The sequence below is a fragment of the Streptomyces sp. XY006 genome (assembly GCF_002237655.1).
Lineage (GTDB): Bacteria > Actinomycetota > Actinomycetes > Streptomycetales > Streptomycetaceae > Streptomyces > Streptomyces levis.
The window spans coordinates 223,754-250,747 of the sequence record NZ_NOKT01000007.1 but is presented as its reverse complement, the minus strand read 5'-3'; the positions used below and the strand labels follow the sequence as shown (position 1 = coordinate 250,747).

Below are 26,994 nucleotides of genomic sequence, written 5' to 3'. Positions count from 1 at the left end.
CGGCCGCCTTACGTCAACAGGGTTGACCCAATATGGGCGCCGGATGTTCCATCGCATTCCCGCGCGGCTCTTCCCCCCGTGACCTTGAGGAGCCATCCATGTCGTCCGCCCCGTCCGCCCCTTCCCCCTCGCCCGGCCTGCGCCGATCGCTCGGCGTCGTCGACGGCGCCGCCCTCGCCGCGTCCAGCACCGCGGCCACCACCAGCATCGCCATCGGCATGGGCACCATCGCGTCGGTCGTCGGGCTACAGGCCCCGGCGCTGTTGCTGCTGGCGTTCCTGCCGGTGCTGGGCATCGCCCTCGCCTACGCGCGGCTCAACCGCTCCGAGCCCAACTGCGGCAACGGCTACACCTGGGTCGGGCGCTCCCTCGGCCCCTGGCCCGGCTTCCTGACCGGCTGGGTCACCCTGGCCGGGTCGGTCGTCTTCTGTGCCTACACCAGCGCCATCATGGGCTCGGTCGTCCTGCTGTTCGCCGACAAGGCCGGTCTGCGCCGGCTCGGGGGCGTCGCCCTCGACCCGGGGTCCACCGCGATCAGCACGGCCGTGGGGCTGGTGATCCTGCTCGCCCTCTCGGCCCTGGCCGTCACCGGGATGCGCGCCGCCACCCGGTTCCAGTTCGCCCTGCTCGTCTTCGAGTACGCGGTGCTCCTGGGCTTTTGCGGCTGGGCCCTGCTCACCGGCGACCACGCCTTCTCGCTGTCCTGGTTCAACCCGTTCGAGATCCCCAGCGGCACCGCGTTCGCCCAGGGGCTGGTCCTGGCGGTGTTCTTCTTCTGGGGCTGGGACGCGGCGTTCAGTGTCACCGAGGAGACCAGGAGCCCGGGCGACTCGGCGCGCGGCGGTCTGATCGCCCTGTTCGCCATGCTCGGTCTGTTCCTCTTCGCGTCGGTCGCCTTCCAGCGCGAGATGAGCCTGGCGGAACTGGTGCGCAACGGCCCGCAGGCACTGCCCTATCTGGGGGAGAAGCTGGCCGCCGAGCCGTGGGCCACCCTGCCGCTGGTCGCGCTGATGTTCTCCGCGGTCGCCTCGGTGCAGGCCACCCTCATCCCCACGGCGCGCGGACTGCTCGCCATGGGCCGCGACCGCACCATGGGCCCGCAGTGGACCCGGGTCCATCCGCGCTACGGCACCCCGGCCGCCGGCACGGTCGTGGTGACGGCCGTCGGCGCCCTGATCGCGGGGTGCGCCGTCGCGATCCCCAGGCTCAGCGACATGCTGCTGGCGGCCGTCAACGCGATCGGTCTGATCGTGTCCCTCTATTACGGCCTCACGGCGCTCGCCTGCGCCGTGCGCTTCCGGTCCGCCCGGCACCGGGGGCCGCGTGAGGCGCTGCTCGCCGTGGGGGTGCCCGCCGCGTCCGGGCTGGTGCTGCTGGGGCTCGGCGGCTACCTCGGATACTCGTACCTGACCATGAGCGATCACTTCGAACCGAGCCCGGACAACGGCTGGTTCATGTTCGCGCTGCCCGCCGTGATCGTGCTCGCCGGTCTCGCCATGGCGGCCGTCGCCAAGTACGTCCGGCGCTCGCCGTACTTCTCGACGGGGCACGGCACCGACGCCGAGGCCCTCTCCCTGCCGATGGACCGCACGGCGGTCTGACCCTTCCTGGAGCCTCCCCCATGTCACACCCTCACGCCACGGGCCCCGCCGACCTGGTCTTCACCGGCGGCCCCGTGCACACCGTCGACGCCGCCCGCAGCCGCGCCACCTCGGTGGCCGTGCGCGGCGGGCGGATCGCGGCCGTCGGCCACGACGAGGTGCGCGAGCTGATCGGGCCGCGCACCGAGGTCGTCGGCCTCGCCGGGAAACTGCTGCTGCCCGGCTTCCAGGACGCGCACGTCCATCCGCTGGGGGCGGGCCTCGAACTCGGTCTGTGCCATCTCGGCGACACGGTCGACCCCGACGCGTACCTGCGCAGGATCAAGGCCTACGCGGACGCGCATCCGGACGCCGAGTGGATCACCGGGGGCGGCTGGTCCCTGGAGGCGTTCCCCGGCGGCTCCCCCACCGCGGCGGCCCTCGACGCGGTCGTCCCGGACCGGCCGGTCTTCCTGCCCAACCGCGACCACCACGGCGCCTGGGTGAACAGCCGGGCCCTGGAACGCGCGGGCATCGACGCCCGCACCCCCGACCCGGTCGACGGCCGGATCGAGCGGGACGCCGACGGCCATCCGACCGGGATGCTCCAGGAGGGCGCCGCCCATCTGGTGGGCCGCCTGGTGCCCGACCCGACCCCGGAGGAACAGCTCGCCGCGCTGCTGCGCGCCCAGGCGGTGCTGCACTCCCACGGCGTCACCGCCTGGCAGGACGCCATCGTCGGGACGTACACGAACATGACCGACCCGGCGCCCTCCTACCGGACCGCCCTCGACCGGGGCCTGCTCACCGCGCGGGTCGTCGGCGCGCTGTGGTGGGACCGGGAGCGCGGCGCCGAGCAGATCCCCGAACTGGTGGCCCGCCGCGAGGAGTTGAGCCGGGGCCGGTTCCGGGCCGGCACGGTGAAGATCATGCAGGACGGCATCGCCGAGAACCACACCGCCGCGATGCTCGCCCCGTATCTGACCCGGTGCGGCTGCGCCTCGGACAACAGCGGGATCAGCTTCGTCGAGCCCGGAGAGCTCCGGAAGTACGTCACCGAACTCGACGCGCTGGACTTCCAGGTGCACTTCCACGCCCTGGGCGACCGTGCGGTGCGCGAGGCGCTCGACGCGGTGGAGTCCGCCCGCACGGCCAACGGCCGGCGCGGCACCCGGCACCACCTGGCGCACCTCCAGGTCGTCCACCCCGACGACCTGCCGCGTTTTCGCGCCCTGGGCGCGAGCGCCAATCTGCAGATGCTGTGGGCCGCCCACGAGCCGCAGATGGACGAGCTGACCCTGCCCTTCCTGGGCGCGGAACGCGGCGCGTGGCAGTACCCCTTCGGCGATCTGCTGCGCGCCGGCGCCACCCTCGCCGCGGGCAGTGACTGGCCGGTGAGCAGCCCCGATCCGCTCCAGGCGGTCCATGTGGCCGTCAACCGCGTCGCCCCGGACGCCCCCCAGGGCACCCCCGCCTTCTTCCCGGAGCAGCGCCTCGACCTCGGCACCGCCCTGGCGGCCTACACGGCGGGCAGCGCCCATGTGAACCACCTGGACGACATCACCGGCAGCATCACCGTCGGCAGCTCCGCGGACCTGGTGGTGCTGGACCGCGACCCGTTCGCGGGCCCGCCGGAGGAGATCGCCGGGACACGGGTGCTGCAGACGTTCGTGGAGGGCCGCCGGGTCCATGCCGCGTCCGACGCCTGATCCCGGGCACCCTGCGGGGATCGTGCGGTTAGGACCGGGCGGCCCGGGAACGCGGTGCGCTGTACGTCCCCGAGCCGAGGGTGCCGCGATGACCGAGTACGAACGTTCCCGCACGATGCCCGCACCGCCCGAGCACGTCTTCGACCATGCCGCGGCCGTGGAACGGCTGGACAGCTGGCTGCCGGACGCCCTGCACGTGGAGGCCGGGGAGCTGCCGGCCGTCACCGTCCACGAGGACCGCACCGACGAGGACACCCCGGCCGTGCTGCGGGCCAGGCCCGAGCAGATGCGGCTCGAATGGGGCACGCGCGAGCAGGGTGGTTACGCGGGCTGGCTCCAGGTCGCGGGCGTCGGCGGCGGGGTCAGCGAGGTGACGCTGCACCTGTCGTTCTTCGACGCCGGCCACGACCCGGGCGAGGAACCCGTCGGCGACGCCCTCGACACCAGTCTGCGGCGTCTGGAGGAGCAGGTGCGGCTGCGCGTCGAGCATCCGGCGGGCTGACCTCCATGGCACGGACCAGGCAGTACGCCGTCGCGGCGTCCGGGCAGTGGACCGACGAGGAGGAGGGCCGGCGCCGGCTGCCCTCCGGGGAGGTGCACGCCTGGGAGCCGGGCCGCAACGAGACCGTCTGCGGGCTGTCCCTGAGCCGCTCCCGGCTCGTGCGCTTCCCCCACGTGAGGTGGCCGGACACCTTCCCTGAGTCCGGCGGCGCGGCGGACCGGGTGCGGCGTCAGTGCCCGCGGTGCGCCTCGGTGGCGGGCCGGCGCGGTCTCGACGCCCGGCCCCGCTGGCAGCGCACCAACCCCCGGCCCTGAGCGGCCGCCCTCACCCGCCGCCGCACGGCCCGGCGGAGCCGCAGCCGGCGGGGCGGGGCCCTGCCGCGATCGGCACGCCGTTGCTGCGCAGCACCTCGCGGAGGTCCAGGATCAGGGAGAACACCTCCTGGTTGCGGTCCTCCCCCTGCTCGTCCCAGGCCCGCTGCTCGGCCTCGACGGCCATCCGGTCCTCGGCGAACACACGCTCGGTGAACCGCCGGATCAGCGGCCGGGCCAGCTGCAGGGCGCCGGGCACCCGCGGCTTCTCGATCATCAGCAGGCCGTAGGTGTGGCATCTGCGCTGCTCGGCGTCCTCGGGCACGTAGGCGACCCAGAGCCGGAAGGCGGGGCGCTCGGCGTGCTCCGGGACCAGGTCGAGCGTCTGGTACGGGTACACGGTCCGGATGGTCATGACGTCGCTGGAGTCGCGGCCTGCGATGCCCTCGGCGGCCAGCAGACTGGCGCCCCGGTTCCGCTTCCCGCCGGTGTGCGTGAACAGGTACCTGGCCTCCACCGACCGGGCGTCGGTGCGGCGGTCGAGCAGTTCCGGACGCAGTCGGCCGACGACGCCCCGGTGGAGGAACTGGTGGTTCATGTCGAGCAGGTTCTCGTGCATGAACGAGTAGTGGCAGCGCACACTGCGCGCGTAGGTCAGGGTGAGGTAGCGCGGCGAGCCGAAGGCCGGCAGCTCGGGCAGCGGTGTCACGGCGGCCTTGTCCGGGTCGCCGGGGAAGACGAACACCAGGCCGTAGGCCTCCCGGACGGGGTAGCCGCGCACGCCGCGCGGCGGCCTGCGGTCGCCCTTGGACAGGTACGGGATCTGCGAGATGCGGCCGTCGCCCCGGTAGGCCCAGGCGTGGTAGCAGCAGCGCAGCGTCTCGCCCTCGACGACGCCCATGCTCAGCGGCACCTGCCGGTGGGCGCACCGGTCCTCCAGCGCGTGGACGGTGCCGCTGCGCCCGCGGTAGAGCGCGATGCGCTCCCCGGCGAAGGAGGTCGCCCGCACCCGCCCGCGCCGTACGCTCCGCGACCGTGCGACGGGGTACCAGAAGTCGGGGTGCGCCCCGACGCGCCGCAGGTCGGTCACGGCGGAGGCCGGCGCGGGATCCCCCGCGGGCCGGTCGCTCCCGGTCAGGGCTGCGGAGGTCCCGGCCGGGAAGGTCCCGGTCCTGTCGGTGTCGGTCATGCCTCTCATCGTGCGGGCCGCCTTCCGACCGCGCCCTGCCCGGCGCGTACGGACGGGTGAGGGCGGGCGCCCGGGGGTTCAGTGGCCGACGGGCGGCGCGAAGCAGCCGGTCTCCGGGTACGGGCCGTTGGCTGTCGCGTCGGTGTTCGACGGCTGCACGAACGCCGTGACGCAGGCGTCGTCGTGGACGCGCAGCGCGATCCGGGCCCCCTCGGGCGTGACGCGGCGGCCGTCGTCGTAGCGCGAGAGCATCTCCGTCACGGTGAGGGTCCCGCCGAGCCGCGTGCCGTCGGCGCCGACGCGCTCCTCCTCGTAGCCGAGCCGGAGCAGTGCCGCCTTCACGGAGGCCGGGTCCCACGTGCGCTGCTTCCACAGCCGCCGCAGGACCGGTCGGATCCGGCTCGCCTCCCGCTCGGCGTCACGCGCGTGCTCCGGGGACATCTCGCCCGGTCGGCGATAGGCGTTGTTCTCGTTGTGGTGCGGGGCGCCGTCGCGGGCCCCGGGCTCCACGTACGGCGAGGCTCCCGGGGCGGTGGGCGAGGGCGACCGGGCGGAGGCGCCGGGGGTGGCCCCGGCCGTCGCGTCCGAGGCGCGCAGCTCACCGCATCCGGTGAGGGCCAGGGCGGCGGCGAGGGCCAGGGCGGCGAGCGGGGCACGGCGCACGGTCGTCGGGGCGGTCATGGAACCACCCTCTCATCGCGGCCGGCCGCCCGGGGGACCCCATCAGGCCTTCCGGCCGGTCAACTCCCGCAGGGCGACGTTCAGTTCCAGGACGTTCACCCGGGGCTCGCCCATGAAGCCCAGGGTGCGGCCCTCCGTGTGGGCCCGCACCAGTTTCTCCACCCGGTCGACCGGCAGGCCGTTGCGCTGCGCGACCCTGGGCACCTGGAGGGCGGCGTAGGCCGGGGAGATGTCCGGGTCGAGGCCGGAGCCCGACGAGGTGACGGCGTCGGCGGGGACCTGGGAGGGCCGCACGGGGTGGCCGGGCACGGAGTTCTCCCGGACCACCTCGGCCTTGGCGTCCTGGACCTGCCGCAGGAGCACCTCGCTGTCGGCGGACAGGTTGGTGGCCCCGGAGAGGATCAGCCGGTAGCGGGTGTTGAGGGTGTTCTGCCCGAGGCCGTGCGCCGGGCGGGGCTGGAAGTAGTCGAGGCCGTAGTCCTGTTGACCGATGAGGGACGAGCCGACGACCCTGCCGTCCGCCCTGGTCTCGGAGCCGTTCGCCCGGCCGGGGAACAGCCCCTGGGCCAGGCCGGTGACGACCAGCGGATAGACGACACCGGTCACCAGGGTCAGCACCAGGAGGGCGCGCAGGCCCGCCCCGAGCAGCCGGGCGGTGTTCGTGAGGGAGGTGTTCATGGCGGTCAGCCGATCCCGGGTATGAGGGAGAGGAGCAGGTCGATGAGTTTGATGCCGGCGAAGGGCGCGATCAGCCCGCCGACGCCGTAGACGGCGAGGTTGCGGCGCAGCAGCCGGTCGGCGCTCATCGGCCGGTAGCGCACGCCCCTGAGCGACAGCGGGACCAGCGCGACGATGATCAGCGCGTTGAACACCACGGCCGACAGGATCGCGGAGTCGGGCGAGGACAGGCGCATGATGTCGAGCTTGTCGAGGCCTGGATGGACGGCCGCGAACAGTGCCGGGATGATCGCGAAGTACTTGGCGACGTCGTTGGCGAGGGAGAACGTCGTCAACGCACCCCGCGTGATGAGCAGTTGCTTGCCGATCTCGACGATCTCGATGAGCTTGGTCGGGTCGGAGTCGAGGTCGACCATGTTGCCGGCCTCCTTGGCGGCCGACGTGCCGGTGTTCATCGCGACGCCGACGTCCGCCTGGGCGAGGGCGGGCGCGTCGTTGGTGCCGTCGCCGGTCATCGCGACCAGCTTGCCGCCCGCCTGCTCGCGCTTGATGAGGGCCATCTTGTCCTCGGGGGTGGCCTCGGCGAGGAAGTCGTCGACGCCGGCCTCCTCGGCGATCGCCCGGGCCGTCAGGGGATTGTCGCCCGTGATCATGACGGTCCTGATGCCCATGCGGCGCAGCTCCGCGAAGCGCTCGCGCATGCCGTCCTTGACGACGTCCTTGAGGTGGACCACGCCGAGCACCCGGATGCCGTCGGCGTCCTCGGCCGCGACCAGGAGCGGGGTGCCGCCGGAGGCGGAGATCCGGCCGGCGATGCCGTCGGCGTCGTCGGGGACCGCACCGCCCCGGTCGCGGACCCAGGCCATGACCGAACCCGCAGCACCCTTGCGGACGGTGCGGCCGTCGACGTCCACGCCGGACATCCGGGTCTGCGCGGTGAAGGGGATCCACGCGGCGCCGGCGAGCTCGCGCGGGCGCAGGCCGTACCGCTCCTCGGCCAGGGCGACCACGGAACGGCCCTCGGGTGTCTCGTCGGCCAGCGACGACAGCTGGGCCGCCTCGGCCAGTTCGGCCTCGGTGACACCGCGCACCGGCACGAACGCGGCGGCCTGCCGGTTGCCGTGGGTGATGGTGCCGGTCTTGTCCAGCAGCAGCGTCGACACGTCGCCCGCGGCCTCGACCGCCCGGCCGGACATGGCGAGGACGTTGCGCTGCACCAGCCGGTCCATGCCCGCGATGCCGATGGCCGACAGCAGCGCGCCGATCGTGGTCGGGATGAGGCACACCAGCAGCGCGACCAGCACGACCGTCGTCAGATGGGTGCCGGCGTAGGACGCGAAGGGCGGCAGCGTGGCGCAGGCCAGCAGGAAGACGACGGTCAGCGAGGCCAGCAGGATGTTCAGCGCGATCTCGTTGGGTGTCTTCTGCCGGGCCGCGCCTTCGACCAGGCCGATCATCCGGTCGATGAAGGTCTCGCCGGGACGGGTGGTGATCCGCACGACGATCCGGTCGGACAGCACCCGGGTGCCGCCGGTGACGGCCGAACGGTCGCCGCCGGACTCGCGGATGACCGGGGCGGACTCGCCGGTGATGGCCGACTCGTCGACCGACGCGACGCCCTCGACGACGTCACCGTCGCCGGGGATGATGTCGCCGGCCTCGCAGACGACGAGGTCGCCGACCTTCAGCTCGGTGCCGGGGACGACCGTGCCGTCCGTCCTGCGGGCCACGCTGTCGGACTTGGCCTTGCGCAGGGTGTCGGCCTGGGCCTTGCCGCGGCCCTCGGCGACCGCTTCGGCCAGGTTGGCGAAGAGGACCGTCAGCCACAGCCAGGCGCTGACGGTCCAGCCGAACCAGTCGCCGGGGTCCGCGAAGGAGCAGGCCGTGGTCAGCACGGACCCGACCCACACCACGAACATCACGGGCGACTTGACCATCACCCGCGGGTCCAGCTTGCGGACGGCGTCCGGCAGGGCGCCGAGCAGCCGGGCGGGGTCGAACAGGCCCGCCCCGACACGGTGGTGGGCAACGGGGTGCTCCGTCGGCGCGTCCTGGCGGGGCACGAGGGTGGGAGTGGACATGGAGTCCTCGCGAGGTTCGGTGCGGGTGGTCATGACGCCAGCCCCTCCGCGAGCGGGCCGGCTCGCTCGCCGGGCAGCGGCCCGTCCCGGTCACCGCGGGCACCCTGCGCACGGAGAAACCGCTGTTCACCGGCCTGCTCGTGGGCGCCGTCCTGATCATCACCGGTCTGACCTACTTCCCCGCCCTGGCCCTCGGCCCCAGCACGAAGACCATGGGCAGGAACCGGCCGAGCAGCATGGCGAGCCCGGTCGTGGTGTTGAACCAGTCGGTGTTCGCGTTCAGGCCCGCGAAGGCCGAGCCGTTGTTGTTGGCGGCGGAGGTGAAGGCGTACAGCACCTCGGAGAAGCCGTGCGCGCCCGGGTTGAGCATCGAGTGCGCGGGGGTCGGCAGCGCGAGGGAGGCCGCGGTGCCGACGAGCACCAGGGCGGGGGTGACGAGGAGGTAGCAGGCGGCGAGCTTCATCTCCCGCGCGCCGATCTTCTTGCCCAGGTACTCGGGGGTGCGGCCCACCATCAGACCGGCGATGAACACCGCGATGACGGCCAGGACGAGCATGCCGTAGAGGCCGGATCCGGTGCCGCCGGGTGCGATCTCGCCGAGCATCATCGAGAGCAGGGTGAGTCCGCCGCCGAGGCCGGTGAAGGAGGAGTGGAAGGAGTCCACCGCTCCGGTCGAGGTGAGCGTGGTCGACACCGCGAAGATCGAGGACGAGCCGACGCCGAAGCGGACCTCCTTGCCTTCCATCGCGCCGCCCGCGGCCTGGAGCGCCGGGCCGTGGTGGGTGAACTCGGCCCACATCATCAGGGCGGTGAAGCCCAGCCAGATGGTGGCCATCGTGGCGAGGATCGCGTACCCCTGCCGGAGCGAGCCGACCATCAGGCCGAAGGCGCGGGGCAGGGAGAACGGGATGATCAGGATCAGGAAGATCTCGAAGAGGTTGGTGAAGGGCGTGGGGTTCTCGAAGGGATGGGCGGAGTTGGCGTTGAAGTAGCCGCCGCCGTTGGTCCCGAGCTCCTTGATGGCCTCCTGGGAGGCGACCGCGCCGCCGTTCCACTGCTGCGCGCCGCCCGCGAACTGCCCGACCTCGTGGATGCCGGAGAAGTTCTGGATCACGCCGCCCGCCACCAGGACGACGGCGGCGATGGCTGCGGCCGGGACGAGGACCCGCACGGTGCCGCGCACCAGGTCGGCCCAGAAGTTGCCCAGGTCGTCGGTGCGGGAGCGGGCGAAGCCCCGGACGAGGGCCACGGCGACGGCCATGCCGACGGCCGCGGACAGGAAGTTCTGCACGGCGAGACCGGCGGTCTGCACGAGGTGCCCCATGGTCTGTTCGCCGGAGTACGACTGCCAGTTGGTGTTCGTCACGAACGACACGGCCGTGTTGAACGACTGGGCCGGGCCGACCGACGCGAAGCCGAGCGAGCCGGGCAGGTGCCCCTGGAGCCGCATGAGCAGATAGAGGAACAGGACGCCGACGGCCGAGAAGGCGAGGACGCCGCGCAGATAGGCGGGCCAGGTCATCCCGGCGTCGGGGTCGGCGCCGACGCCCCGGTAGATCCACCGCTCCACCCGCAGGTGCCGCCCGCCCGAGTAGACCCGGGCCAGGTAGGTGCCGGCGGGGACGTGGAGCAGCGCCAGGGCGCCGACGAGGGCCAGCAGCTGGAGCACGCCGGCGAGGACGGGGCCCATCTAGAACCTCTCCGGGAAGATCAGGGCGAGGACGAGATAGCCCAGCAGGGCGACGGCCACGACCAGGCCGACGACGTTCTCGGCGGTCACAGCTTCGTCACCCCCTTGGCGACGAGGGCCACCAGTGCGAAACCCGCGAGCACGGTGAGGACGAAGGCCGGGTCGGCCATCGCGAACTCCTGAGGTGAGGTGCGGAACAACGGACGCATGCAGCAAAGCGCCTCACCGACCGGATGAGATCACCCGTTGGGACGGCTCTCTTACGCCCGTGCCCGCGTCCTTGACGCACCTCTGACGGACCCTGTCCGTTTCCCTCAGGCGTAGGCCGCCCAGTCCACGATGGGCACCGCCGCGCCGGCCGCCTCCCGGCCGCGGCATTGGGCGTGGTGCCTGCGGGCGATGCCGTCGAGGTCGATCCGGGAGCCGAACGCGGGGTGGGCGGCCAGCCGGCGCGCGTAGGCCCACAGCCGGGGGTGTCCGGTGATCCGGTGCACCGCTTCGGCGTCCAGGTGGTGGCGGTGGACGGTGTCCAGCTGCAGCAGGGTCGCCCACGCCTGCACGTCGGCCAGGGTCGGTCCGTCGCCCAGGAGGTACTCGCGCCCGTCGAGCCGCCGCTGCAGCTCGTCCAGCGCGTCCAGGAGGGTGGCCAGCGCGGTGGCGCGGGCCGCGGGGTCGCCGTCCCACCGTCCGGCGCGCTGGGCGGCCGCGGTGATGCCCTCGCAGAGCCGGGCCACGTCCTCGACCGCCTGCTCGGCGCCGCACGGAAGCAGCTCGGGTCCGTCGCCGCCGAACCGCCGGGCGAGGTCCCGCAGGATGTCGGGGGCGTGGGTGCTGACGATCCGTCCGGTCCAGCCGTCGCTGAGCACCGGGGCCGCGGCCGGCCCGGGGTGCTGGTGGGCGCTGGCCTCGTACAGCGGGCGCAGGGCCCGGTGTCCCCCGCCGGGTGCGTCGGGCACGGCCGGCAGCAGCGTCACCGGCACGATGTCGTCGAGGCCGAGCAGACCGTGGACGACGGCGATCTGCACGGAGTGCGGACACGACAGGACGAGGTGCAGCCGGTAGCGGCGGGACGCGGCGTAGTAGCCGCTGCGCGCGTCACGGCCGATCCTGCTCCGGAAGGGCGGCACGGCGGTGGGGAAGGTGGCGGACATGCGTCTCCCTGGGGGCTCGGTCACGGGCGTACGACGGCGACGGTGCGCGGCGGACTCGCGCCGCGCGCGGCGTCGTGCGACTCGCCGCACTGCACACCCTCGCCAGGTCGATGTGCCGGCGTGACGTCAGCAGGGGCAGCGACCGCAGGACGAGACGGACGGTGTCGCTTCCGGAGTCCGCTGTCCCACCGCCCATGGCTTCCCTACCGATTCCCTAGGATTCTCTACGGAGTGTCGGGCCGTGCCGGGAGCGCGTCAAGAGGCCCGCGCCCGGCGCTCGCGCGCTCCGCGCGGCGTGCCGGGCGGTCGAGGGGCGCCCGGGAGCCGGGGAATGCCACCTCCCCGGCTCCCGCGCGCCGTGTCACTCCTCGTCGCGCAGGCGGGACGCCAGTGCGGTCAGCGCCTCGGTCTCGTCCGTGTGCCCGAGCGCGGTCAGCCGGCTGATCGCCGCGTCGAGGCGGGTGAGGGCGGGGGCGGGACGCTCCAGGTAGATGCCCTCCACCGCGCCGGCGAGGCGCACGCACTCGGCCCATTCGCCGGCCCGGTCGCCGTCGGTGCCCGGCTCGCCCAGCAGGGCGAGGGCCCGGTCCAGAGCGGCCAGCGACTCCTCGTAGGCGCCTGCGTAGGCGTTGACCCGCCCGTGTTCGTAGGCCAGGGCCGTGTCCAGGGGGCGGCCCTGGGCCTCGTACCCGGCGGCGCGGGCCTCGTCGGCGACCCGGCCGGCGTCGGCCAGGAAGGCGCGGGCGCCGGTCAGGCCGTCGGGGCCCTGCTGCTGGGCCTGCAGCCGGGCGAGTTCGCGCAGGCAGTTGCTGAGCAGCTCGTGGCGCGGATCCCGGGCGTGGGCGGCGAGCGCCTGGTCGGCGGCCTCGCGGGCCCGGTCGAACTCACCCGCCTCGCCGAGGAGTACGGCCGTCTCGGCGGCGATCATGGCGTGGCTGCCCGGGTCGTCGTCCCAGCCGGCCGACTCGGCCGCGAGGGCGACGAACTCCGCCGTGGCGGCCTTGAGGTCCTCCCCCGCGTGCAGCGCGCGGGCGCGGGTCAGGCGCAGTTGCGCGACGAGCCGGTCGTCCAGCTCTCCGGCGGCGACGTCCGGTTCGGCGAGCAGGGAGTCGAGCAGCGCGATGCAGTCCTCGACGCGGCCGAGGTCGAGGCTGAGCTGGGCCGCGTTGCTGTAGGCGCAGTACGCGTCCGTGCGGCTGCCGCGGCGCAGTTCCAGCTCCGCCGAGCGGGTCAGGTGCCGCAGGGCCTCCTCGGGGCGGCCCAGGTGCATGGCGGCCTCGGCCAGATCGCCGTGCAGGCGGCCGGTGTCGATGGCGTCGGCGGGCCAGTCGGCGGCCAGGCGCAGGGCCTCGGAGAGGTCGGCGTGCGCGGCCCGGGCGTCCCGCAGGCCGAGCTGGATCCGGCCGCGCAGGCCGAGCGTGCGGGGCAGGTGCCAGGCGGGCCCCTGCGCCTTGAGCCGGTCGAGGAGGGCGTCGATCTCGGTGAGCGCGGCGGGCAGGTCGCCGGAGATGGCGAACGTGCTGGCCCGCAGCAGCAGGGCGCCGGAGACCTGCCCGGTGATGTCGTGCCGTTCGGCGAACGCGTGCAGCAGGTCCGCCTCGGCGAGGACGGGCGCCACGTGGTCCTCGCCGCCGGTGGTCTGCAGGCGCAGGGCCAGCGCGGTCACGCGCAGCCGGAGCAGGCGGGCCTCCTGGTACGGGGTGAGGCCCGGGGTCTCCTCGTGCAGGCGGACGATCGACGCGTGGGCGGCGGTCAGCGCGGCTGCCTTGGCCTCGGCCGCGCCGTCGCCCCGCGCGGGGAGTTCGGCGGTGGCGAGCAGGGCGCCGGCGCGGGAGATCGCGGCGTCGCCCGGCCGTCCGGCGTCCTCGTACAGGCCCGCCGCCTCCTCGTGGAGGGCCGCGGCGTCGGCGTACTCGTCCTTCTCTCCCGCCCGGCTCGCCTCCTCGTCCAGCAGGTCCGCGCGCAGCCGGGCCGGCGGGCCGACGGCCGGGTCGTCGGGGTGGGTGTGGTCGCGGGCGGCGACGAGCGTGCGCAGCCGGTCCCAGCAGGCCCGCGCGTCCGGGTGCCCCAGCTCGTCCAGCTCCCGTGCCCTGACGACGAGTTCGGGCAGGGACTCCGGGACGGCGGCGGCCGTACGGGCGGTGGGGGCTGCGGCCGGGGCGGCCGGGGCGAGCTCGTCGAGGGCGCGGGGGCGCAGGGTCAGTTCGAGCGCGTCCAGCAGCGGGGCGCGGTCGAGCCGGGCGCGGCGGCGCTCGGTGTGGGCGGGGGTGCCGTTGCGGGCGTCGAAGCGGGCGGCGAGGTCGTCGGCCCGGTCGCGGACCTCGGCGCGCAGGCCGGCGACCGTCCAGGTGCGGCCCGCGTATCCGGCGGCGGGCAGTGCGCCGTGGCCGAGGGACTCCACGCGCTGGAGCAGGACCTCCACGCCGGTGAGGAAGTCGAGCTGGTCCGAGGGCGAGTCGACCTCGTCGAACAGGCCGCGGTTCTCGGCGAGCAGTTCCAGGGCGCGCGCCTCGTTGCCGGTGAGCGCGCAGAACTCCAGGTGCCGGCCGACCTCGGCGGCCATCGAGGGGTTGCGGCGGCAGCCGCGGTAGCCGGCCAGGTGCAGTTCGCGGGCGCGGTCGGCGCGGCCGGTGCGCAGCAGGGGCAGCAGGGCGTGCGAGACGGAGCGGGCCGGCTCCTCCTGGCAGGACTCCTTGCCGGCCAGCACGGGCTCCCAGGCGCGCAGCGCCCGCTCGTCGTCGCCGGCCGCGAGGTGGTACAGGGCCCGCTGGCACGTCTCGCATGCCTCGCAGTCGCTGAGCCGGGTGCGGGTGCGCGCCGCCCACAACTCGTAGGCCGCGGTGGTGTCCTCGCCGACGTGGGCGGCGAGCTGGTAGGCCTGCCCGTAGTAGGGCTGGAGGCCGAGGCCGGCCTTCTCGTACCGGTCGCGCATCTCCGTCAGCCACTGGCGCAGGCTGGCCAGCGGTATCTCGGGCAGCTGGCGCAGGGCGTGGGCCACCCACTTGAACCGCCAGAACAGCAGGTGGCGCAGGCGCTCGTCGAACACGTCGGGCTGTTCGTCGAAGAGGGTGAGCAGCCGCGCGAAGACGACGGGCGACTTGCGGGGCTCGGAGCCGTAGGTGTACGCCTCCTGCAGTTCGAGCAGGGCGTGGATCAGCGGGACGGGCTCGTCGAACTGCTCGGCGGCGTCGACGAGTTCCTCGGCGGTGACGGTGCGGGTGCGGCCGTAGGGGCGCTGGTCGTTCTCCTGGAGCGCCTGGTACAGCTCGTCGGTGGTCTGGGGCGTGGTCGGCATCGTCAGCTGTCCTTGCGGAGGGCGTGGGCGAGAAGGTCGAGGAAGGAGCGGTTGATCAGGCTCGACTCGGCGGGCCTGAGCGGGCGGCGGGACAGCATCGCGGCCTGCCCGTAGAGGGCTTCGGCACTGGTGCGGGCCAGCTCGGGCTCGTCGATGGCGACGGCGGTGCGCACCAGCGGATTGAGCTGGTTGAGGATCAGCTGGGCCCTCGGGGCCTCCTGGCGCAGGGCGCCGAGGATGTCGCCCCACAGGCCGCCCTCCTGCTCGCGGGCGAGCTGCGAGCGGGTCCGCTCGTGCCGGGCCTCGCGGCTGTCGACGAGCAGGGCGGGGGCCGAGGCCGGCTGGAAGGTGCGCAGCGCGACGTCGCAGTCGAAGACGGCCAGGGCGTCGCGGGCCTGGGCGAGGTAGGCCGCGGCGGCGAGTTCCGTCTCCCGGTCGACGGGGTCGAGGTGGGCGGTGAGGGTCGCCGGGTCGAGGTCGGCGACGGTGGCCTCGGGCCTGATCTCGGGGAGCCGGTGGACCAGTTCGCGGTCGTAGGTGTAGCCGCCGTTGACGACGCCCAGCCCGGCGGCCGAGGCGATCGCGGCGACCTGGCGGAACTCCTCCACGCTCGACGTCACGAGCACGGTGCGGTGAGTGCGCGCGAACTCGTCGAGGGTGGTGTGTCCGTCGGTGGTCTCGAACGGCAGCCAGGGCAGCAGCATCCGCAGGATCTCGTCGTCGTGCACGGCGAGCGACTTCACGGCCAGGTGGTGGGCCTGGAGGAAGCGGTGCAGCAGGTCCGGGTCGCTGGCGGCGGCCCGGGCGATCCAGGCGCGCAGCTTCTCGGCGAGGGCGTCGCGGACGGCGGCGAGGGTGTCGTCCTCGTACAGGGCCTCGCGGGACGCGGTCGGGCGCAGGCTCTCGGCGTCGACCACGCAGCGGACGAAGAACGCCCAGTCGGGCAGGATCTCCTCGGCCTGCTCGGACAGCAGCATGCCCTTGACGTGCACGCGGTGGCCGTGGCGGCGTCCGGCCGGGACCGTCTCGGGCAGCACGCAGGCGATGCCCTTCAGGCCGACGGCCGGCAGGTCCAGCTCGACGGTGTCCAGCGGTGTGAAGCCGAAGACCTCCTCGCCGTAGGCGGCCAGGGCGCGGGAACGGGCGCCCGGGGTGGGGTACGTGCGCGCCCAGGGGGCGGGCTCGGGGTTGACGGACGTGCCCGGGGCTCCGGGCCCGGCCGTGCCGTCGTCGAAGGTCAGCGGGTGGCGCAGCAGGGAGCCGAAGTGGCGGGCCAGGGCGTGCACCTGCGCCGGGCGGGTCCACTCGCCCGCGTCGGCGCGGGGGGTCAGCGTGACCGTGGTGCCGGGGCGGGGGCGGGCGGAGGCGGGCAGGGTGCGGACGCTGTAGCTGCCGTCGCCGCGTCCGCGCCACTCCACGGCCGGGGCGTCCGGGGTGCGGGCGGAGCGGCTGAGGACGTGGATCTCGTCGGCGACGAGGAAGCAGGAGAGCAGGCCGATGCCGAACTGGCCGATGAAGTCGCCGCGTTGCTCGGCGATCCGGTCCGCGCGCTTGCTGCTGCGGCCGATGGTGGCGAGGAAGCTGTGGACGTCGGCCTCGGTGAGGCCGACGCCGTCGTCCTCGACGCGGACCACGGCGCCGTCGGCGTACAGGCGCACGCCGAAGGCGCCGGTCGGGGCGTCGGGTTCGAGGGTGTGCCGGGCGGTCAGCGCGTCGACCGCGTTCTGCATCAGCTCGCGCAGGTAGACGCGGGGGCTGGAGTAGAGGTGGTGGGAGAGGAGGTCGACGAGGCCGCGCAGATCCACCTGGAAGGTGCGGTCGGCGGCGGGGTGGGGCAGTGTCATCGGGCAGTCCGGGGTGGGAAGGGTGACGGGTGGCGGGCGGCGCGGGGCCGGACGGGTCCGCCCGGCACTCGGGTACGGCGGTGACAGCCGTACCCGGGCTCGGGGAGGCGGTGTTCCGTGAGACGGGGCTCGGACCTTGCCGCGTGGCAGGGCTCAGGCCTGGCGGTGATCGCGGGGCTCAGGGCCTTGCGGTGATCGCGGGGCTCAGGCCTTGCGGTGGTGGCGGGCGAACTGCTTCTCCGGCTCCGCGAAGTAGGTCCAGGGCCACTCGGTGTAGGCGCCGTCCAGAGTCCGGAAGACCCGCCGGACGGTGTGGCGTTCACCGGCCAGCGACAGGGCCATGGCGAACATGTTGAAGTCGTGCTGCCAGCCCGGGCGCCACACGTACGCGGGGTGCAGGATGCTGTGGTCCGCGGCCTCCCGCAACTGCGCCCGGATCTCGTCGGTTTCCAGGTAGTCCCCGCGGTCCGCCTCGACCCACTCCTCGATGTACGCCATGGCGATCAGGCAGCCGAGGCGGTGCCCGTGCGGGGCGCGGGCGAACACCTCCTGGGCGTACGCCAGGGCCTGCCCCGGTTCGCCGCCCCAGCGGGGCTGCAACTGCGACAGCCACTCCAGATGGGTCTCCAGGTCCAGCGGGTCGCGGCGCAGGGCGGCGTCGAGCCGGGTCTCGTTGACGGCCCGGCCCAGCGACATGCCCCGGCCGGAGGTGAGGAGGCGGCGCCACGGCGTGACCCAGTCGGGGCGCAGTTCGGCGGCCTCCAGCAGGTGCTCCTCGGCGATGCGGAGCCGCTCGTGGAAGATGCGCCACTGCTCCTGCGTGACGTCCACGGCGCGCGCGGCGGTGCGGGCCTCCCAGCCCCAGCTGACGTGGCGCGTCCCGGATATCAGCAGGGCGGTCGCCCGGTGCTCCTTGTCCTCCTCGACGGCGCGCACGATCCAGTCCTGCACGCCGTCCAGGTCGGCGAGTTCGCCCAGGACCTGGTGGTCGCGGCCGGGGTCGAAGGGGGCCAGCGCCGCCTTGACCGCGTCCCAGTCGCCCGCGTCGGCCGCCTCCACCAGCGCGAGCACCCGGGTGTCGCCGAGCGCGCGCAGCGTGTACGTGCCGTGCTTGTGCCTGCGCGGGACGGGAAGGGCGTGCGGATCCGCCGCGGGTCTCTCCTCGCCCCTGCCGAACAGCCTGCCGAACATGCCGCGCCCTCCCCTGGTCCCGCGTGATCGTTCGGAGCAGCATAAACGGCACCTGTGACACCGCTTCCACAGGGTTTTCACCAGGGCTTCACGCCCCGGGCCGCTCCTCGGTGCGCAGGTCGGCGTAGACCATGTGGTGGTCCGAGGCCTCGTTCGGCTGCACCCGGTGGCCGAGGGCGGTGACGCCGCGCAGGAAGACGTAGTCGAACCTGAGCTGCCAGTCGGTGGTCGGCTCGCAGTCGCCGGTGGACGCGGGCCGGCACCGGGCGTCCGCCTCCACCGCCACCTGCTGCACCGGGGTGAGCTCGGGGGCGTCGGGCACGGCGTTGAAGTCGCCGATGAGGACCGCGCGTTCGTGCCGGGCGGCGGCCGCGGCCAGGACGCGGACCTGCTCCGCCCGGACCTCCTCCTGCTGCCGCTGCGCGAGATGGGTGTTGAAGACCCGGACGGACTCACCGCCCACGGTGGTCGTGACGGCCATGTACCCGCGGTCCTCCGAACCGCCGTCGGGATACTCCACGCTGACGGCGTCCGTCATCGGTGCCGCGGAGAGGATCGCCTGGCCGAAGGCGCCCGGGCTCCACGGCGCTCCCCCGCACCGCCCCCACTTGCGCAGGACGCTCCCGTACTCGACGTGGTAGACCAGCCCGTGCAGGTTCCTCAGGTGCTCCCGGATGCTCTCGACGTCACGGACGCACGCCTCCTGCATGCCGATGACCTGCGGGGCGTAGGCGGCGATCTCCGCGGCCCGGTCGGCGTTGGCCGTATCGCACGGGTTGCAGAGGTTCCACGTCATGACCCGGTTCGGTACAACGTCCTTGACGGACCCGACGGGCAGCGACGCGCCGAGCAGGGCACCGCTCGGCGCGCTGGGGCCGACGAGCACCATGCAGACGACGGTCATGACGCCCACGAGCCACCGCGCGCACCTTCCGAGCACCACAGCCTCCTCACACCGGTCCTCCCATAGTGACCTGTGCGGCAGCGGTGTTCGCCCGGAACGGCAAGATCGACGAGAGGGGACGCACAGGCCATGAGGGTCGTCGTCATCGGTGCGGGTGTGCTGGGAGTGAGCGCCGCGAGGCACCTGTCCGTCGCCGGCGCGGACGTGCTGCTGCTGGATCACCGGGGTGCCGGCACCGGCACGAGCGCCACGACGTTCGCCTGGGTCAACTCGAACCGCAAGCACGACGTGGACTACCACCGGCTGAACGTCGCCGGGATGGAGGAGCACGCCCGGCTCGCCGCGCGGCTGCCGGGTCCGCGGTCGTACGTCCCCAGCGGGGCCCTGCGCTGGGCGGACGGCGCGGGCGAGGAGCGGCTCGTGGCCGATGTGGAGCGTCTGCGGTCCCTCGGCTACCCCGCGCGGCCGGTCACGCGGGAGGAAGCGGGACGGATCGCCGGCGACCTGCGGATCCCGGCGACCGTGACGGCCGTCGCGCACTTCCCCACCGAGGGCTACGTCCTGCCCGACGTGTTCCTGGCGAACCTGCTGGCGGACGCCGGGCGGCACGGTACGCGGTGCGCACGGGGTGAGGTCGTGGGCATCGAGGACCGGCCGGGCGGAGTGTCCGTCGCCCTGGCCGGCGGCGAGGCCGTCCGGGGTGATGTCGCCGTCCTGGCGGCGGGCCGCTGGACGGAGCGGCTGGCCGCGCGGGCCGGGATCGAGGTGCCGATGGTGACGGACACCGCGCGCGGGTCGCAGACGGTCGGCCTGCTGGGATACGTCCGCTCACCGGCGCTCGGCCTGCGCTGCGTGGTCCACGGTCCCGGGCTCAACCTCCGCCCCGCGGCCGGAGGGCACACCGTCGTGCAGGCCCTCGATCTGAACGCGGACGTCGACCCAGCGGCGCCGCCCGCCCCGGAGGGGGAGATCGCGGCCACCCTCGCCCGCCAGTTCCGCGCGCTGCTGCCCGAGCCCGGCCCGGCCCCGCGGATCGACCTGCGGGTCGGCTTCCGCTCCCTGCCCGCGGACGGCCTCACCGTCGCCGGTCCTGCCTCCGCCCGGTCCCGCGTCTACTGTCTCGTGTCGCACAGCGGGATCACGCTGGCGCCGGTGCTGGGCCGGCTGGCCGCGGCCGAGATCACGACCGGTCAGGAGCAGGAACTCCTGCGGCCGTTCCGGCCCACCCGGTTCGCCGGGGTGCGACGCCGTGACGTCGAGGTGGACCAGCGGGCGACGGCGCCGGGCGACCAGTGACCCGGAAGGGCGAGGCGGCCTGCCCGTGTGGGCGGTGCGGGCCGGGGCCGCCCGCCCTGCCCCCGCGAGAGCCGCCCCTCCTGCCCGGGGTGCGGGCCGCCCGCGCCCGTCGCCGAAGGCTCCGCCCGGCCGTGGCTCAGCGCACCCTCCCCCGGGGCTTGAGCGGCGTCACCGGCAGCTCCGGAGCCGGCAGCGGATCGCCGTCGTACCCCTTCACCTCGCCGAACCGCGTCCCCTCCATCCAGTCCCGCCGCGCCTGCTCGATCTCCTCCTGGGAGCGGCCGATCCAGTTCCAGAACATGATCAGCTCCTCGTCGAACGGCTCGCCGCCCAGGAGCATCAGGCCCGCGTCCGACTCCGCCCGCAGGGGCAGCGCGCTGCGGCCGCAGCCGAGGTAGAGCATCGAGCCGGGCAGCACCGGGACGCCGTCGACGTGGGCCTCCCCGGACATGGCCAGGACGGCGTACTCGAAGTCCGGCTCCAGGGGCAGCCGTACCTCCGCGCCCCGGGTCAGGGCCAGGTCCGCGCCGACGATCGGGGTGTAGGCCGTGCCGGGCGAGGCCGTGCCGTCCAGGGCGCCCAGGATCACCGTGGCGGTGAGACCGGGGCCGGTGACGAGCGGCAGATCGGCGTGGTGCTCGAAGCGCGGCTCGGTGTGGCGGTGGCCGTCGGGCAGGGCCACCCACAGCTGAGCGCCGTGCAGGAAGCGGGCGTGCGACCGAGGGCTCTCCTCGGAGTGGCTGATCGCCCGGCCCGAGGTCATCAGGCCCAGCTCGCGCGGCCGGATCGTCTGGAGGCTGCCGGTGGAGTCGCGGTGCAGCACCTCGCCCTCGTGCAGCCAGCTCACCGTCTGCAGCCCCATGTGGGGGTGCGGGGGCACCTGCATGCCGGGCTCGTCGGCGATGTCGTCGGGGCCGTAGTGGTCGACGAAGCACCAGGCGCCGACCATGCGGCGCCCCAGGTTGGGCAGCAGCCGGCGGACCTCGCTGGACTCGCCGAGTCTGACGTGCCGGGGACTCAGCAGCTCCCGGACCGGTTCCGCCACCACGAAGCCCCGGCCCCCGCACACGGCGGGAGCCGCCTCCCGCTCGAGATTGCTCATGGCGCACAACCTAGTCCGGCGGACGACTCCGCGTCAGCGCGTCACCCGGCCGCGCCGCCCCGGTCCCGCCGGGCGGAAGACGACGACGCCGGAGAGACAGTAGCCATGCACAGAGAAAACAGTAGCCATGTACATAGTAGCCATGTACTCTTTTTGAGCATGAGCAAAGGCACCGAAGGCGCGACGCCCGGTTTCCTGGTGTGGCGGCTGTCGATGAAGTGGCGGGTGGCCGTCGACCGGGCGGTCGCCCCGCTGGGGCTGACCCACGCGCAGTACTCGCTCGTCGCCTCGCTGTACGGCATGCAGCGCGCCGGTGAGCGTCCCAGTCAGCGCCGCCTGGCCGACCACACCGGGCTGGAACCGCTCTATGTGTCGAAGCTGGCCCGCGCGCTGGAGACCGCCGGCCTCCTGGAGCGCACCCGGGACCCGCGCGACCCGCGCGCGGTGCAGCTCGCCCTCACCGAGGAGGGACGCGACGTCACCCGGCGGGCGATCGACGTCGTCCAAGGACTGCTCCGGCAGCTGCTGGACCCCCTCGGCGGTCTCGGCAGCGCGCGGACCGAGGCGTTCATGCGCGACCTGACGACCCTGCTCGACGCACCCCTTGACCCGCTCGACCCCTTCCGCGAGCACGAGACGGAGCAGTCATGACCACCACCGCACCCCTGCTCGACCCGCGCGTCATCGCCCTGGCCCACTACGCCGGGCGCGCCGTCCTGGAGACCGTGCTGGCCCGGCACGGCGTCACCTTCCAGCAGTCCGTCACCCTGCGCCTCGCCGCCGTCGCCGACGGCCCGGTCGGACGCGACCGGCTCGCCGAGGGTGTCACCGGCGCGCTGAAGTCGGACCCGGCGCAGGCGCACGGCGTGATCGACGAGCTGATCGACGCGCGCCTGCTGGCCCCGGACGGGGCGTCGGACGTGCGGATCACCGACGCCGGGCGGGAGCTGTACGCCCGGACCTCCGGCGAGACGGCGCCCTTCTCCGCCCGGATCTACGAGGGCATACCGGTGGCGGATCTGGCCGTCGCCGGCCGGGTGCTGAGCCTGATCACCGAGCGGGCCGACGCCGAGCTGGCGGCCCTGTCCGGCAGCCCCCGCAAGTAGTGGAATATTGAACCAACAGGCGCGGTTGACGGCCCCGAAGGAGGTCACCAGTGAACACGACCTACGAGCCGGCCTACTACGACCACGGAACCCCGGCGGAACGCTGGGAGCGCGCGCAGCTGTTCTTCGACGCCCAGGACTACGCCGCCGCGGCGCGCGTGCTGGTGGGGCTGGTCGAGGAGGCGCCCGAGCAGACGGGGCCGCGGCTGCTGCTGGCGCGCTCCTACTACCACTCCGCGCAACTGCGGCGGGCCGAGGCCGAGTTGCGGACGATCGTCGAGCAGGACCCGGTGGAGCACTACGCCCGGCTGATGCTCGGCCGTACGCTCCAGCGGCAGAGCCGGCACGACGAGGCCGAGCCGCATCTGCGGGTCGCCGCCGCGCTCTCGGGTGACTTCACCGAGCTCTGACCGGCACGGACACGACGACGGGTGCCCGGCTCCGACGAAGGGAGCCGGGCACCCGTGCGTTCGCCGCTCCCCTACCGCGCCGGCGTTCCGGTGCCGTACGTCCGCCGCCCCCGCCGGTGGGCCATCTCGCCCAGCAGGATGTCGACCGCGAGGAAGGCGGCCAGGGGGATGCCGAACAGCGGCAGGAAGTACCCGAGCACGGCGACTCCCGCCAGCAGCGGCACCAGGATCTGCGGCGGCACGTGCTGCCAGGCACCGCGCGGCACGGGCCGCCCGAAGTCGCTGCCGCGACCGCGCTGCCACCACATGCGGTAGCCCCAGACGATCAGCAGGATCAGACAGGTGGCGAGCAGCATCAGCAGGATCTGGTTGGCGAGCCCGAACAGGATGCCGGTGTGCAGGTCGATGCCCCAGCGGGTGAGCTTCGCGAGCACGGGGAAGTCGGCGAACCGCAGGACGTCGGTGACCTCGCCGCTCGCCGGGTCGATCGCGACGGAGTCCTGCTTGGTGGGCCAGCTGCGCTGCACCTGCTTGACGACGTACGCGGAGGTCGCGTCGGCGGGCGGCACGATCTCCACCGGGTCGCCGAGGCCCTCGGCGCGTGCCGCCGCCAGGACCTTGTCCAGGCCGACGCCGTGCGCGGCGTCCCCGGCCTGTCCGGCGGCGGCGCCGTGGCCCGCGTGGTCGCCGCCCGCCGCCGACACCGAGGGGGTGGACTGGCCGAGGGAGGTGCGCAGTTCGTCGATGGTGGTGCCGGCGTAGGCCGACCAGGTCAGACCGGTGGCCGAGAGGAAGAAGAACCCGGCCGCCGCCCACACGCCGACGCTGCCGTGCAGTCCGAGCGTGCGGCGCCGCCCCGTCGTTCCGCGCACCTTGCGCCGGGCGCGGCGGCGGGAGAACCACAGCACGAGTCCGCCGGCCGAGATCACCCACAGCCAGCTGGCCGCCAGTTCGCTGTAGAGCCGACCGGTCTCCCCCAGGTGCAGGTCCCGGTGGAACTTGTCGATCCAGGTGCGCAGGGGCAGCGCACCGGTCGAGCCGTACTGCTCCAGGGCGCCGCGCACCTCGGCGGTGTACGGGTCCACGAACACCGCGAGCGTGTAGTCCTCGTCGACGCCCGGCACGCCGGACAGCATCACCCGGGTCGTCGCGTCGGCCTCGGGCGAGGGGCGCACGGCGGAGACCGTGCCCTCGGGGTGGGCCTCGCGGGCGGCGGCGACCTGCTCGCTGACGGGCAGCTTCTCCCGGCCCACGGGGACGGTGAGTTCGTGGTCGTACACGATCTTCTCGGCCTGGAAGGAGGCGGCGTACAGCAGGCCGGTGACGGCGGCGACGAGGAGGAACGGCGCCACGAGCACCCCCGCGTAGAAGTGCAGGCGCAGGACCAGCGGGCGCAGGGGTGCCCAGCTGTTCCTCGACGGGGCGGGGGTGGCGGGTTGCGGGGCCTCGTCCGTGGTGGTCGAGGGAGCGGTGGTCATCGGCGGGCTTCTCCGGGGGACGTCGTCTGGGCCGTTGCGGTGCAGTAGTCGGAGCGCAGGGGCGTCCGGTTCCCGGGAGCCGTGTGTGTCGTGCGCCACACGGCGGCGGCGACGCCGTGTCATCCTGACGCGATGGGAACTCCGAGCGATCACGCACCCCTGGCCGAACGGGTCGAGGAACTCCTCGCGGACGGCGGCCCGTTGACCGTCGTGGCGGCGGGTGATCCGGTGCTGCGGCGCGGCACCGAGCCGTACGACGGTCAGTTGGGGCCCGCGCTGCTGGCCCGGTTCGTCGAGGCCCTGCGGGTCACGATGCGCGCCGCGCCCGGCGTCGGTCTGGCGGCACCGCAGGTGGGGGTGGAGCTGCGGATCGCGGTGATCGAGGACCCGGCGCCGGTGCCGGAGGAGGTGCGGCTCGCGCGCGGGCGGGTGCCGCAGCCGTTCCGGGTGCTGGTCAATCCCGCCTACGCGCCCGCGGACGAGGGGCGGGCCGCGTTCTTCGAGGGCTGTCTGAGCGTGCCGGGCTGGCAGGCGGTCGTCGCGCGGCCCGCCGCGGTGCGGCTGACCGGGCAGGACGAACGGGGGCGGGCGCTGGACGAGGTGGTCACGGGGTGGCCCGCCCGGATCGTGCAGCACGAGACGGACCATCTCGACGGCGTCCTGTATCTGGACCGTGCCGAGCCGCGCTCGCTCTCGTCCCATCAGGCGGTGGCGGAGCGCTGGGCGCAGCCCACACCGGAGGAGGCGGCGCGGGCCCTCGGCTTCGAACTGCCGTAGGGCCGCGCCCCGCGTCCGGCCCGGGTGCCGGCCGGCTCAAGCGTCCCGGTACGCCTCCAGCAGGCGCAGCCACACCTCGCTGATCGTCGGGTAGGACGGGACGGCGTGCCACAGGCGGCCGATCGGGACCTGACCGGCGACGGCGATCGTCGCGGAGTGGATGAGCTCGCCGACGCCGGGGCCCACGAGGGTCACGCCGCGCAGGATCTCGTCCTCGACGTCGACGACCATGCGGGCGCGGCCCTTGTAGCCGTCGGCGTACAGGCCGGCCCCGGAGACCGAGGACAGGTCCACGTCGACGGCCTTCACGCGGTGCCCGGCCTGCTCCGCCTCGGCGAGGGAGAGGCCGACGGCCGCCGCCTCCGGGTCGGTGAAGACGACCTGGGGGACGGCCCCGTGGTCGGCGGTGGCCGCGTGGGGGCCCCAGGGCTGGGCGGCGACGTCCGCGCCGGTCGCCCGGGCGGCGATGGCGGCGCCCGCGATGCGCGCCTGGTACTTGCCCTGGTGGGTGAGGAGGGCGCGGTGGTTGACGTCGCCGACGGCGTAGAGCCAGTCGTGGCCGGTCACGCGGAGGCTGTCGTCGACCGGCAGCCAGGAGCCGGGGTCGAGGCCGATGGTCTCCAGGCCGATGTCGTCGGTGCGCGGGGCGCGGCCGGTGGCGAAGAGGATCTCGTCGGCCTCGATGCGGTCGCCGCCGTCCGTGACGGCCACGACGGTGCCGTTCTCGCGCGTCACGGACTCCACGGACGTGCCGGTGCGGACGTCGGCGCCCGCCTCGGTGAGCGCCTCGGCGACCAGTTCCCCGGCGAAGGGCTCCATCCTCGGGAGCAGGCCCTTGCCCCGCACCAGCAGGGTGACCTCCGAGCCGAGGGCCTGCCAGACGGTGGCCATCTCGGTGGCGACCACACCGCCGCCGACGACGATCAGCCGGCCGGGCACGGTCTTGGAGCTGGTGGCCTCCCGGCTGGTCCACGGCTTGACGGCGTCGAGCCCGGGCAGTCCGGGCAGGGCGGCGCGGCTGCCGGTGCAGACGGCCACGGCGTGCCGGGCGGTCAGGACGCGCTCGGTGCCGTCCGGGCCGGTGACCGTCACCGTCCGGGGGCCGGTGAGCCGCCCGTGGCCGCGGTACAGGTCGGCGCCGATGGAGTCGAGCCAGCCGACCTGGCCGTCATCCGTCCAGTCCGAGGTGAAGTAGTCACGGTGGGCGAGGACCGCGGAGGCGTCGAGGGGGCCCTGCACCGCCTGGCTCAGGCCGGGCACGCGCCGGGCGTCCGCGCGGGCGATGACCGGCCGCAGCAGGGCTTTGCTGGGCATGCACGCCCAGTACGAGCACTCGCCGCCGACCAGCTCGCTCTCCACGACCGCGGTGGTCAGACCGGCCGCCCGGGTGCGGTCGGCGACGTTCTCCCCCACGGGCCCGGCCCCGAGCACCACGACGTCGTACGCGTTGGTTTCCGTTTCCGTCATGGGGTCAGTCTGGTGGGTGGTGTGCGCCCTGGCCACACGGGTAGGGGCGCGGAATACCTGCCCGGCCGGCCGTGTTGTGCCGACGGCTTGACCCCACCCAGGAAGAAGGATGTACGCCATGAGCAGCACCGTGGAGCTCACCAAGGAGAACTTCGACCAGACGGTCACGGACAACGAGTTCGTACTGATCGACTTCTGGGCGTCCTGGTGCGGGCCGTGCCGGCAGTTCGCGCCGGTCTACGAGAAGGCGGCGGAGGAGAACCCGGACCTGGTGTTCGGCAAGGTGGACACCGAGGCGCAGCCGGAACTGGCCGCGGCCTTCGGCATCCAGTCGATTCCCACGCTGATGATCGTGCGCGACCAGGTCGCCGTGTTCGCCCAGCCGGGCGCGCTGCCCGAGGCCGCTCTGACGGACGTCATCGGGCAGGCCCGGAACCTGGACATGGACGAGGTCCGCAAGGCGATCGCCGAGCAGCAGGCCGAGCAGCCGCAGCAGCCGGCCGAGTGACGGCCGCCGGGACCGGCCCCACGCCTTGCGGAGGCCGTTCCTGG

24 protein-coding genes and 2 pseudogenes are annotated in these 26,994 nt (G+C 74.0%); 11 read left to right on the top strand and 15 right to left on the bottom strand.

The features are described from left to right. Nucleotides 1-98 precede the first annotated feature (98 nt). The 4 genes from CHR28_RS11015 to CHR28_RS11000 all read left to right on the top strand — a co-directional run bounded on the left by CHR28_RS11015 (nucleotide 99) and on the right by CHR28_RS11000 (nucleotide 4,105). Complete coding sequence (locus tag CHR28_RS11015) at nucleotides 99-1,601, top strand: APC family permease (RefSeq protein WP_094053363.1); 1,503 nt, start codon at nucleotides 99-101, stop codon at nucleotides 1,599-1,601. A gap of 20 nt (nucleotides 1,602-1,621) precedes the next feature. After that, nucleotides 1,622-3,289, top strand: a complete 1,668-nt coding sequence (locus tag CHR28_RS11010; protein WP_094053362.1) for an amidohydrolase — start codon at nucleotides 1,622-1,624, stop codon at nucleotides 3,287-3,289. 88 nt (nucleotides 3,290-3,377) lie between these two features. After that, on the top strand, nucleotides 3,378-3,791 hold the full coding sequence (locus CHR28_RS11005) for an SRPBCC family protein (RefSeq protein WP_094053361.1): 414 nt from the start codon (nucleotides 3,378-3,380) through the stop codon (nucleotides 3,789-3,791). A gap of 5 nt (nucleotides 3,792-3,796) precedes the next feature. Further along, nucleotides 3,797-4,105, top strand: coding sequence for a hypothetical protein (locus CHR28_RS11000; protein ID WP_094053360.1), 309 nt, complete (start codon nucleotides 3,797-3,799; stop codon nucleotides 4,103-4,105). A gap of 10 nt (nucleotides 4,106-4,115) precedes the next feature. Here CHR28_RS11000 and CHR28_RS10995 read toward each other — a convergent pair whose 3' ends face one another. From CHR28_RS10995 to kdpB, 4 genes are all read right to left on the bottom strand, one after another. Continuing rightward, nucleotides 4,116-5,291 (bottom strand): aromatic ring-hydroxylating oxygenase subunit alpha, encoded by a 1,176-nt coding sequence (locus CHR28_RS10995; protein ID WP_094053359.1) that lies wholly within the window; start codon nucleotides 5,289-5,291, stop codon nucleotides 4,116-4,118. Between the two features lie 78 nt (nucleotides 5,292-5,369). Continuing rightward, on the bottom strand, nucleotides 5,370-5,972 hold the full coding sequence (locus CHR28_RS10990) for a hypothetical protein (RefSeq protein ID WP_094053358.1): 603 nt from the start codon (nucleotides 5,970-5,972) through the stop codon (nucleotides 5,370-5,372). Nucleotides 5,973-6,014: 42 nt separating this feature from the next. Beyond that, on the bottom strand, nucleotides 6,015-6,650 hold the full coding sequence (locus CHR28_RS10985; RefSeq protein WP_094053357.1) for a potassium-transporting ATPase subunit C: 636 nt from the start codon (nucleotides 6,648-6,650) through the stop codon (nucleotides 6,015-6,017). Nucleotides 6,651-6,655: 5 nt separating this feature from the next. After that, nucleotides 6,656-8,764 (bottom strand): potassium-transporting ATPase subunit KdpB, encoded by a 2,109-nt coding sequence (kdpB, locus tag CHR28_RS10980; protein ID WP_094053356.1) that lies wholly within the window; start codon nucleotides 8,762-8,764, stop codon nucleotides 6,656-6,658. A 23-nt stretch (nucleotides 8,765-8,787) separates the two neighbouring features. Here kdpB and CHR28_RS10975 point away from each other — a divergent pair. Beyond that, a pseudogene (locus CHR28_RS10975) lies at nucleotides 8,788-8,931 on the top strand (potassium-transporting ATPase subunit KdpA); the annotation flags it as partial. On the opposite strand, the pseudogene kdpA reads toward CHR28_RS10975, so the two are convergent. The 8 genes and pseudogenes from kdpA to CHR28_RS10940 form a co-directional block, all read right to left on the bottom strand. Next, nucleotides 8,927-10,421, bottom strand: a pseudogene (gene kdpA / locus CHR28_RS10970) (potassium-transporting ATPase subunit KdpA); the annotation flags it as partial. The pseudogenes CHR28_RS10975 and kdpA sit on opposite strands and share 5 nt — an antisense overlap. Further along, nucleotides 10,422-10,511: a K(+)-transporting ATPase subunit F gene (kdpF, locus tag CHR28_RS10965; RefSeq protein WP_009326374.1), complete on the bottom strand. Its 90-nt coding sequence runs from the start codon at nucleotides 10,509-10,511 to the stop codon at nucleotides 10,422-10,424. Beyond that, a complete protein-coding gene (locus CHR28_RS38280; RefSeq protein ID WP_256984210.1) occupies nucleotides 10,508-10,630 on the bottom strand; it encodes a hypothetical protein in 123 nt (40 codons plus the stop codon). The genes kdpF and CHR28_RS38280 overlap by 4 nt, the downstream gene beginning before the upstream one ends. Before the next feature lie 105 nt (nucleotides 10,631-10,735). Beyond that, a complete protein-coding gene (locus CHR28_RS10960; protein WP_094053354.1) occupies nucleotides 10,736-11,572 on the bottom strand; it encodes a glutathione S-transferase C-terminal domain-containing protein in 837 nt (278 codons plus the stop codon). Between the two features lie 361 nt (nucleotides 11,573-11,933). Beyond that, nucleotides 11,934-14,867, bottom strand: coding sequence for a hypothetical protein (locus tag CHR28_RS10955; protein ID WP_094053353.1), 2,934 nt, complete (start codon nucleotides 14,865-14,867; stop codon nucleotides 11,934-11,936). Between the two features lie 2 nt (nucleotides 14,868-14,869). Further along, the gene (locus CHR28_RS10950; protein ID WP_094053352.1) at nucleotides 14,870-16,711 is read right to left on the bottom strand and encodes an HSP90 family protein; all 1,842 of its coding nucleotides are present in this window, start codon (nucleotides 16,709-16,711) and stop codon (nucleotides 14,870-14,872) included. A 204-nt stretch (nucleotides 16,712-16,915) separates the two neighbouring features. Further along, a complete protein-coding gene (locus CHR28_RS10945; RefSeq protein WP_094053351.1) occupies nucleotides 16,916-17,902 on the bottom strand; it encodes a hypothetical protein in 987 nt (328 codons plus the stop codon). Between the two features lie 88 nt (nucleotides 17,903-17,990). Further along, nucleotides 17,991-18,845 (bottom strand): endonuclease/exonuclease/phosphatase family protein, encoded by an 855-nt coding sequence (locus tag CHR28_RS10940; RefSeq protein ID WP_256984209.1) that lies wholly within the window; start codon nucleotides 18,843-18,845, stop codon nucleotides 17,991-17,993. 90 nt (nucleotides 18,846-18,935) lie between these two features. On the opposite strand from CHR28_RS10940, the gene CHR28_RS10935 reads away from it, so the two are divergent. Then, entirely contained in the window at nucleotides 18,936-20,102 is a 1,167-nt protein-coding gene (locus CHR28_RS10935; protein WP_094053350.1) for an NAD(P)/FAD-dependent oxidoreductase, read from the top strand. Nucleotides 20,103-20,238: 136 nt separating this feature from the next. Here the strand turns inward: CHR28_RS10935 and CHR28_RS10930 are convergent, their stop codons facing one another. Beyond that, nucleotides 20,239-21,204 carry a pirin family protein gene (locus CHR28_RS10930; protein ID WP_094053349.1) on the bottom strand — a complete coding sequence of 322 codons (966 nt, stop codon included), beginning with the start codon at nucleotides 21,202-21,204 and terminating at the stop codon, nucleotides 20,239-20,241. Nucleotides 21,205-21,363: 159 nt separating this feature from the next. On the opposite strand from CHR28_RS10930, the gene CHR28_RS10925 reads away from it, so the two are divergent. From CHR28_RS10925 to CHR28_RS10915, 3 genes are read left to right on the top strand one after another with little or no spacing between them, the layout of a single operon-like run. Next, nucleotides 21,364-21,855: a MarR family winged helix-turn-helix transcriptional regulator gene (locus CHR28_RS10925; RefSeq protein WP_094053348.1), complete on the top strand. Its 492-nt coding sequence runs from the start codon at nucleotides 21,364-21,366 to the stop codon at nucleotides 21,853-21,855. Next, complete coding sequence (locus CHR28_RS10920; RefSeq protein WP_094053347.1) at nucleotides 21,852-22,310, top strand: winged helix DNA-binding protein; 459 nt, start codon at nucleotides 21,852-21,854, stop codon at nucleotides 22,308-22,310. Before CHR28_RS10925 ends, CHR28_RS10920 begins: the two co-directional genes overlap by 4 nt. Nucleotides 22,311-22,360: 50 nt before the next feature. Next, nucleotides 22,361-22,720: a tetratricopeptide repeat protein gene (locus CHR28_RS10915; RefSeq protein ID WP_094053346.1), complete on the top strand. Its 360-nt coding sequence runs from the start codon at nucleotides 22,361-22,363 to the stop codon at nucleotides 22,718-22,720. Between the two features lie 71 nt (nucleotides 22,721-22,791). Here CHR28_RS10915 and CHR28_RS10910 read toward each other — a convergent pair whose 3' ends face one another. Further along, nucleotides 22,792-24,198, bottom strand: a complete 1,407-nt coding sequence (locus CHR28_RS10910) for a PepSY-associated TM helix domain-containing protein (RefSeq protein ID WP_094053345.1) — start codon at nucleotides 24,196-24,198, stop codon at nucleotides 22,792-22,794. 132 nt (nucleotides 24,199-24,330) lie between these two features. Between CHR28_RS10910 and CHR28_RS10905 the strand changes: the two genes are divergently transcribed. After that, on the top strand, nucleotides 24,331-24,975 hold the full coding sequence (locus CHR28_RS10905) for a peptide deformylase (protein ID WP_094053344.1): 645 nt from the start codon (nucleotides 24,331-24,333) through the stop codon (nucleotides 24,973-24,975). 36 nt (nucleotides 24,976-25,011) lie between these two features. On the opposite strand, the gene CHR28_RS10900 is transcribed toward CHR28_RS10905, so the two are convergent. After that, the gene (locus tag CHR28_RS10900) at nucleotides 25,012-26,442 is read right to left on the bottom strand and encodes a dihydrolipoyl dehydrogenase family protein (protein ID WP_094053343.1); all 1,431 of its coding nucleotides are present in this window, start codon (nucleotides 26,440-26,442) and stop codon (nucleotides 25,012-25,014) included. A 118-nt stretch (nucleotides 26,443-26,560) separates the two neighbouring features. Here CHR28_RS10900 and trxA point away from each other — a divergent pair, with 118 nt between their 5' ends. After that, nucleotides 26,561-26,950, top strand: coding sequence for a thioredoxin (gene trxA / locus CHR28_RS10895; RefSeq protein WP_094053383.1), 390 nt, complete (start codon nucleotides 26,561-26,563; stop codon nucleotides 26,948-26,950). Nucleotides 26,951-26,994: the final 44 nt, after the last annotated feature.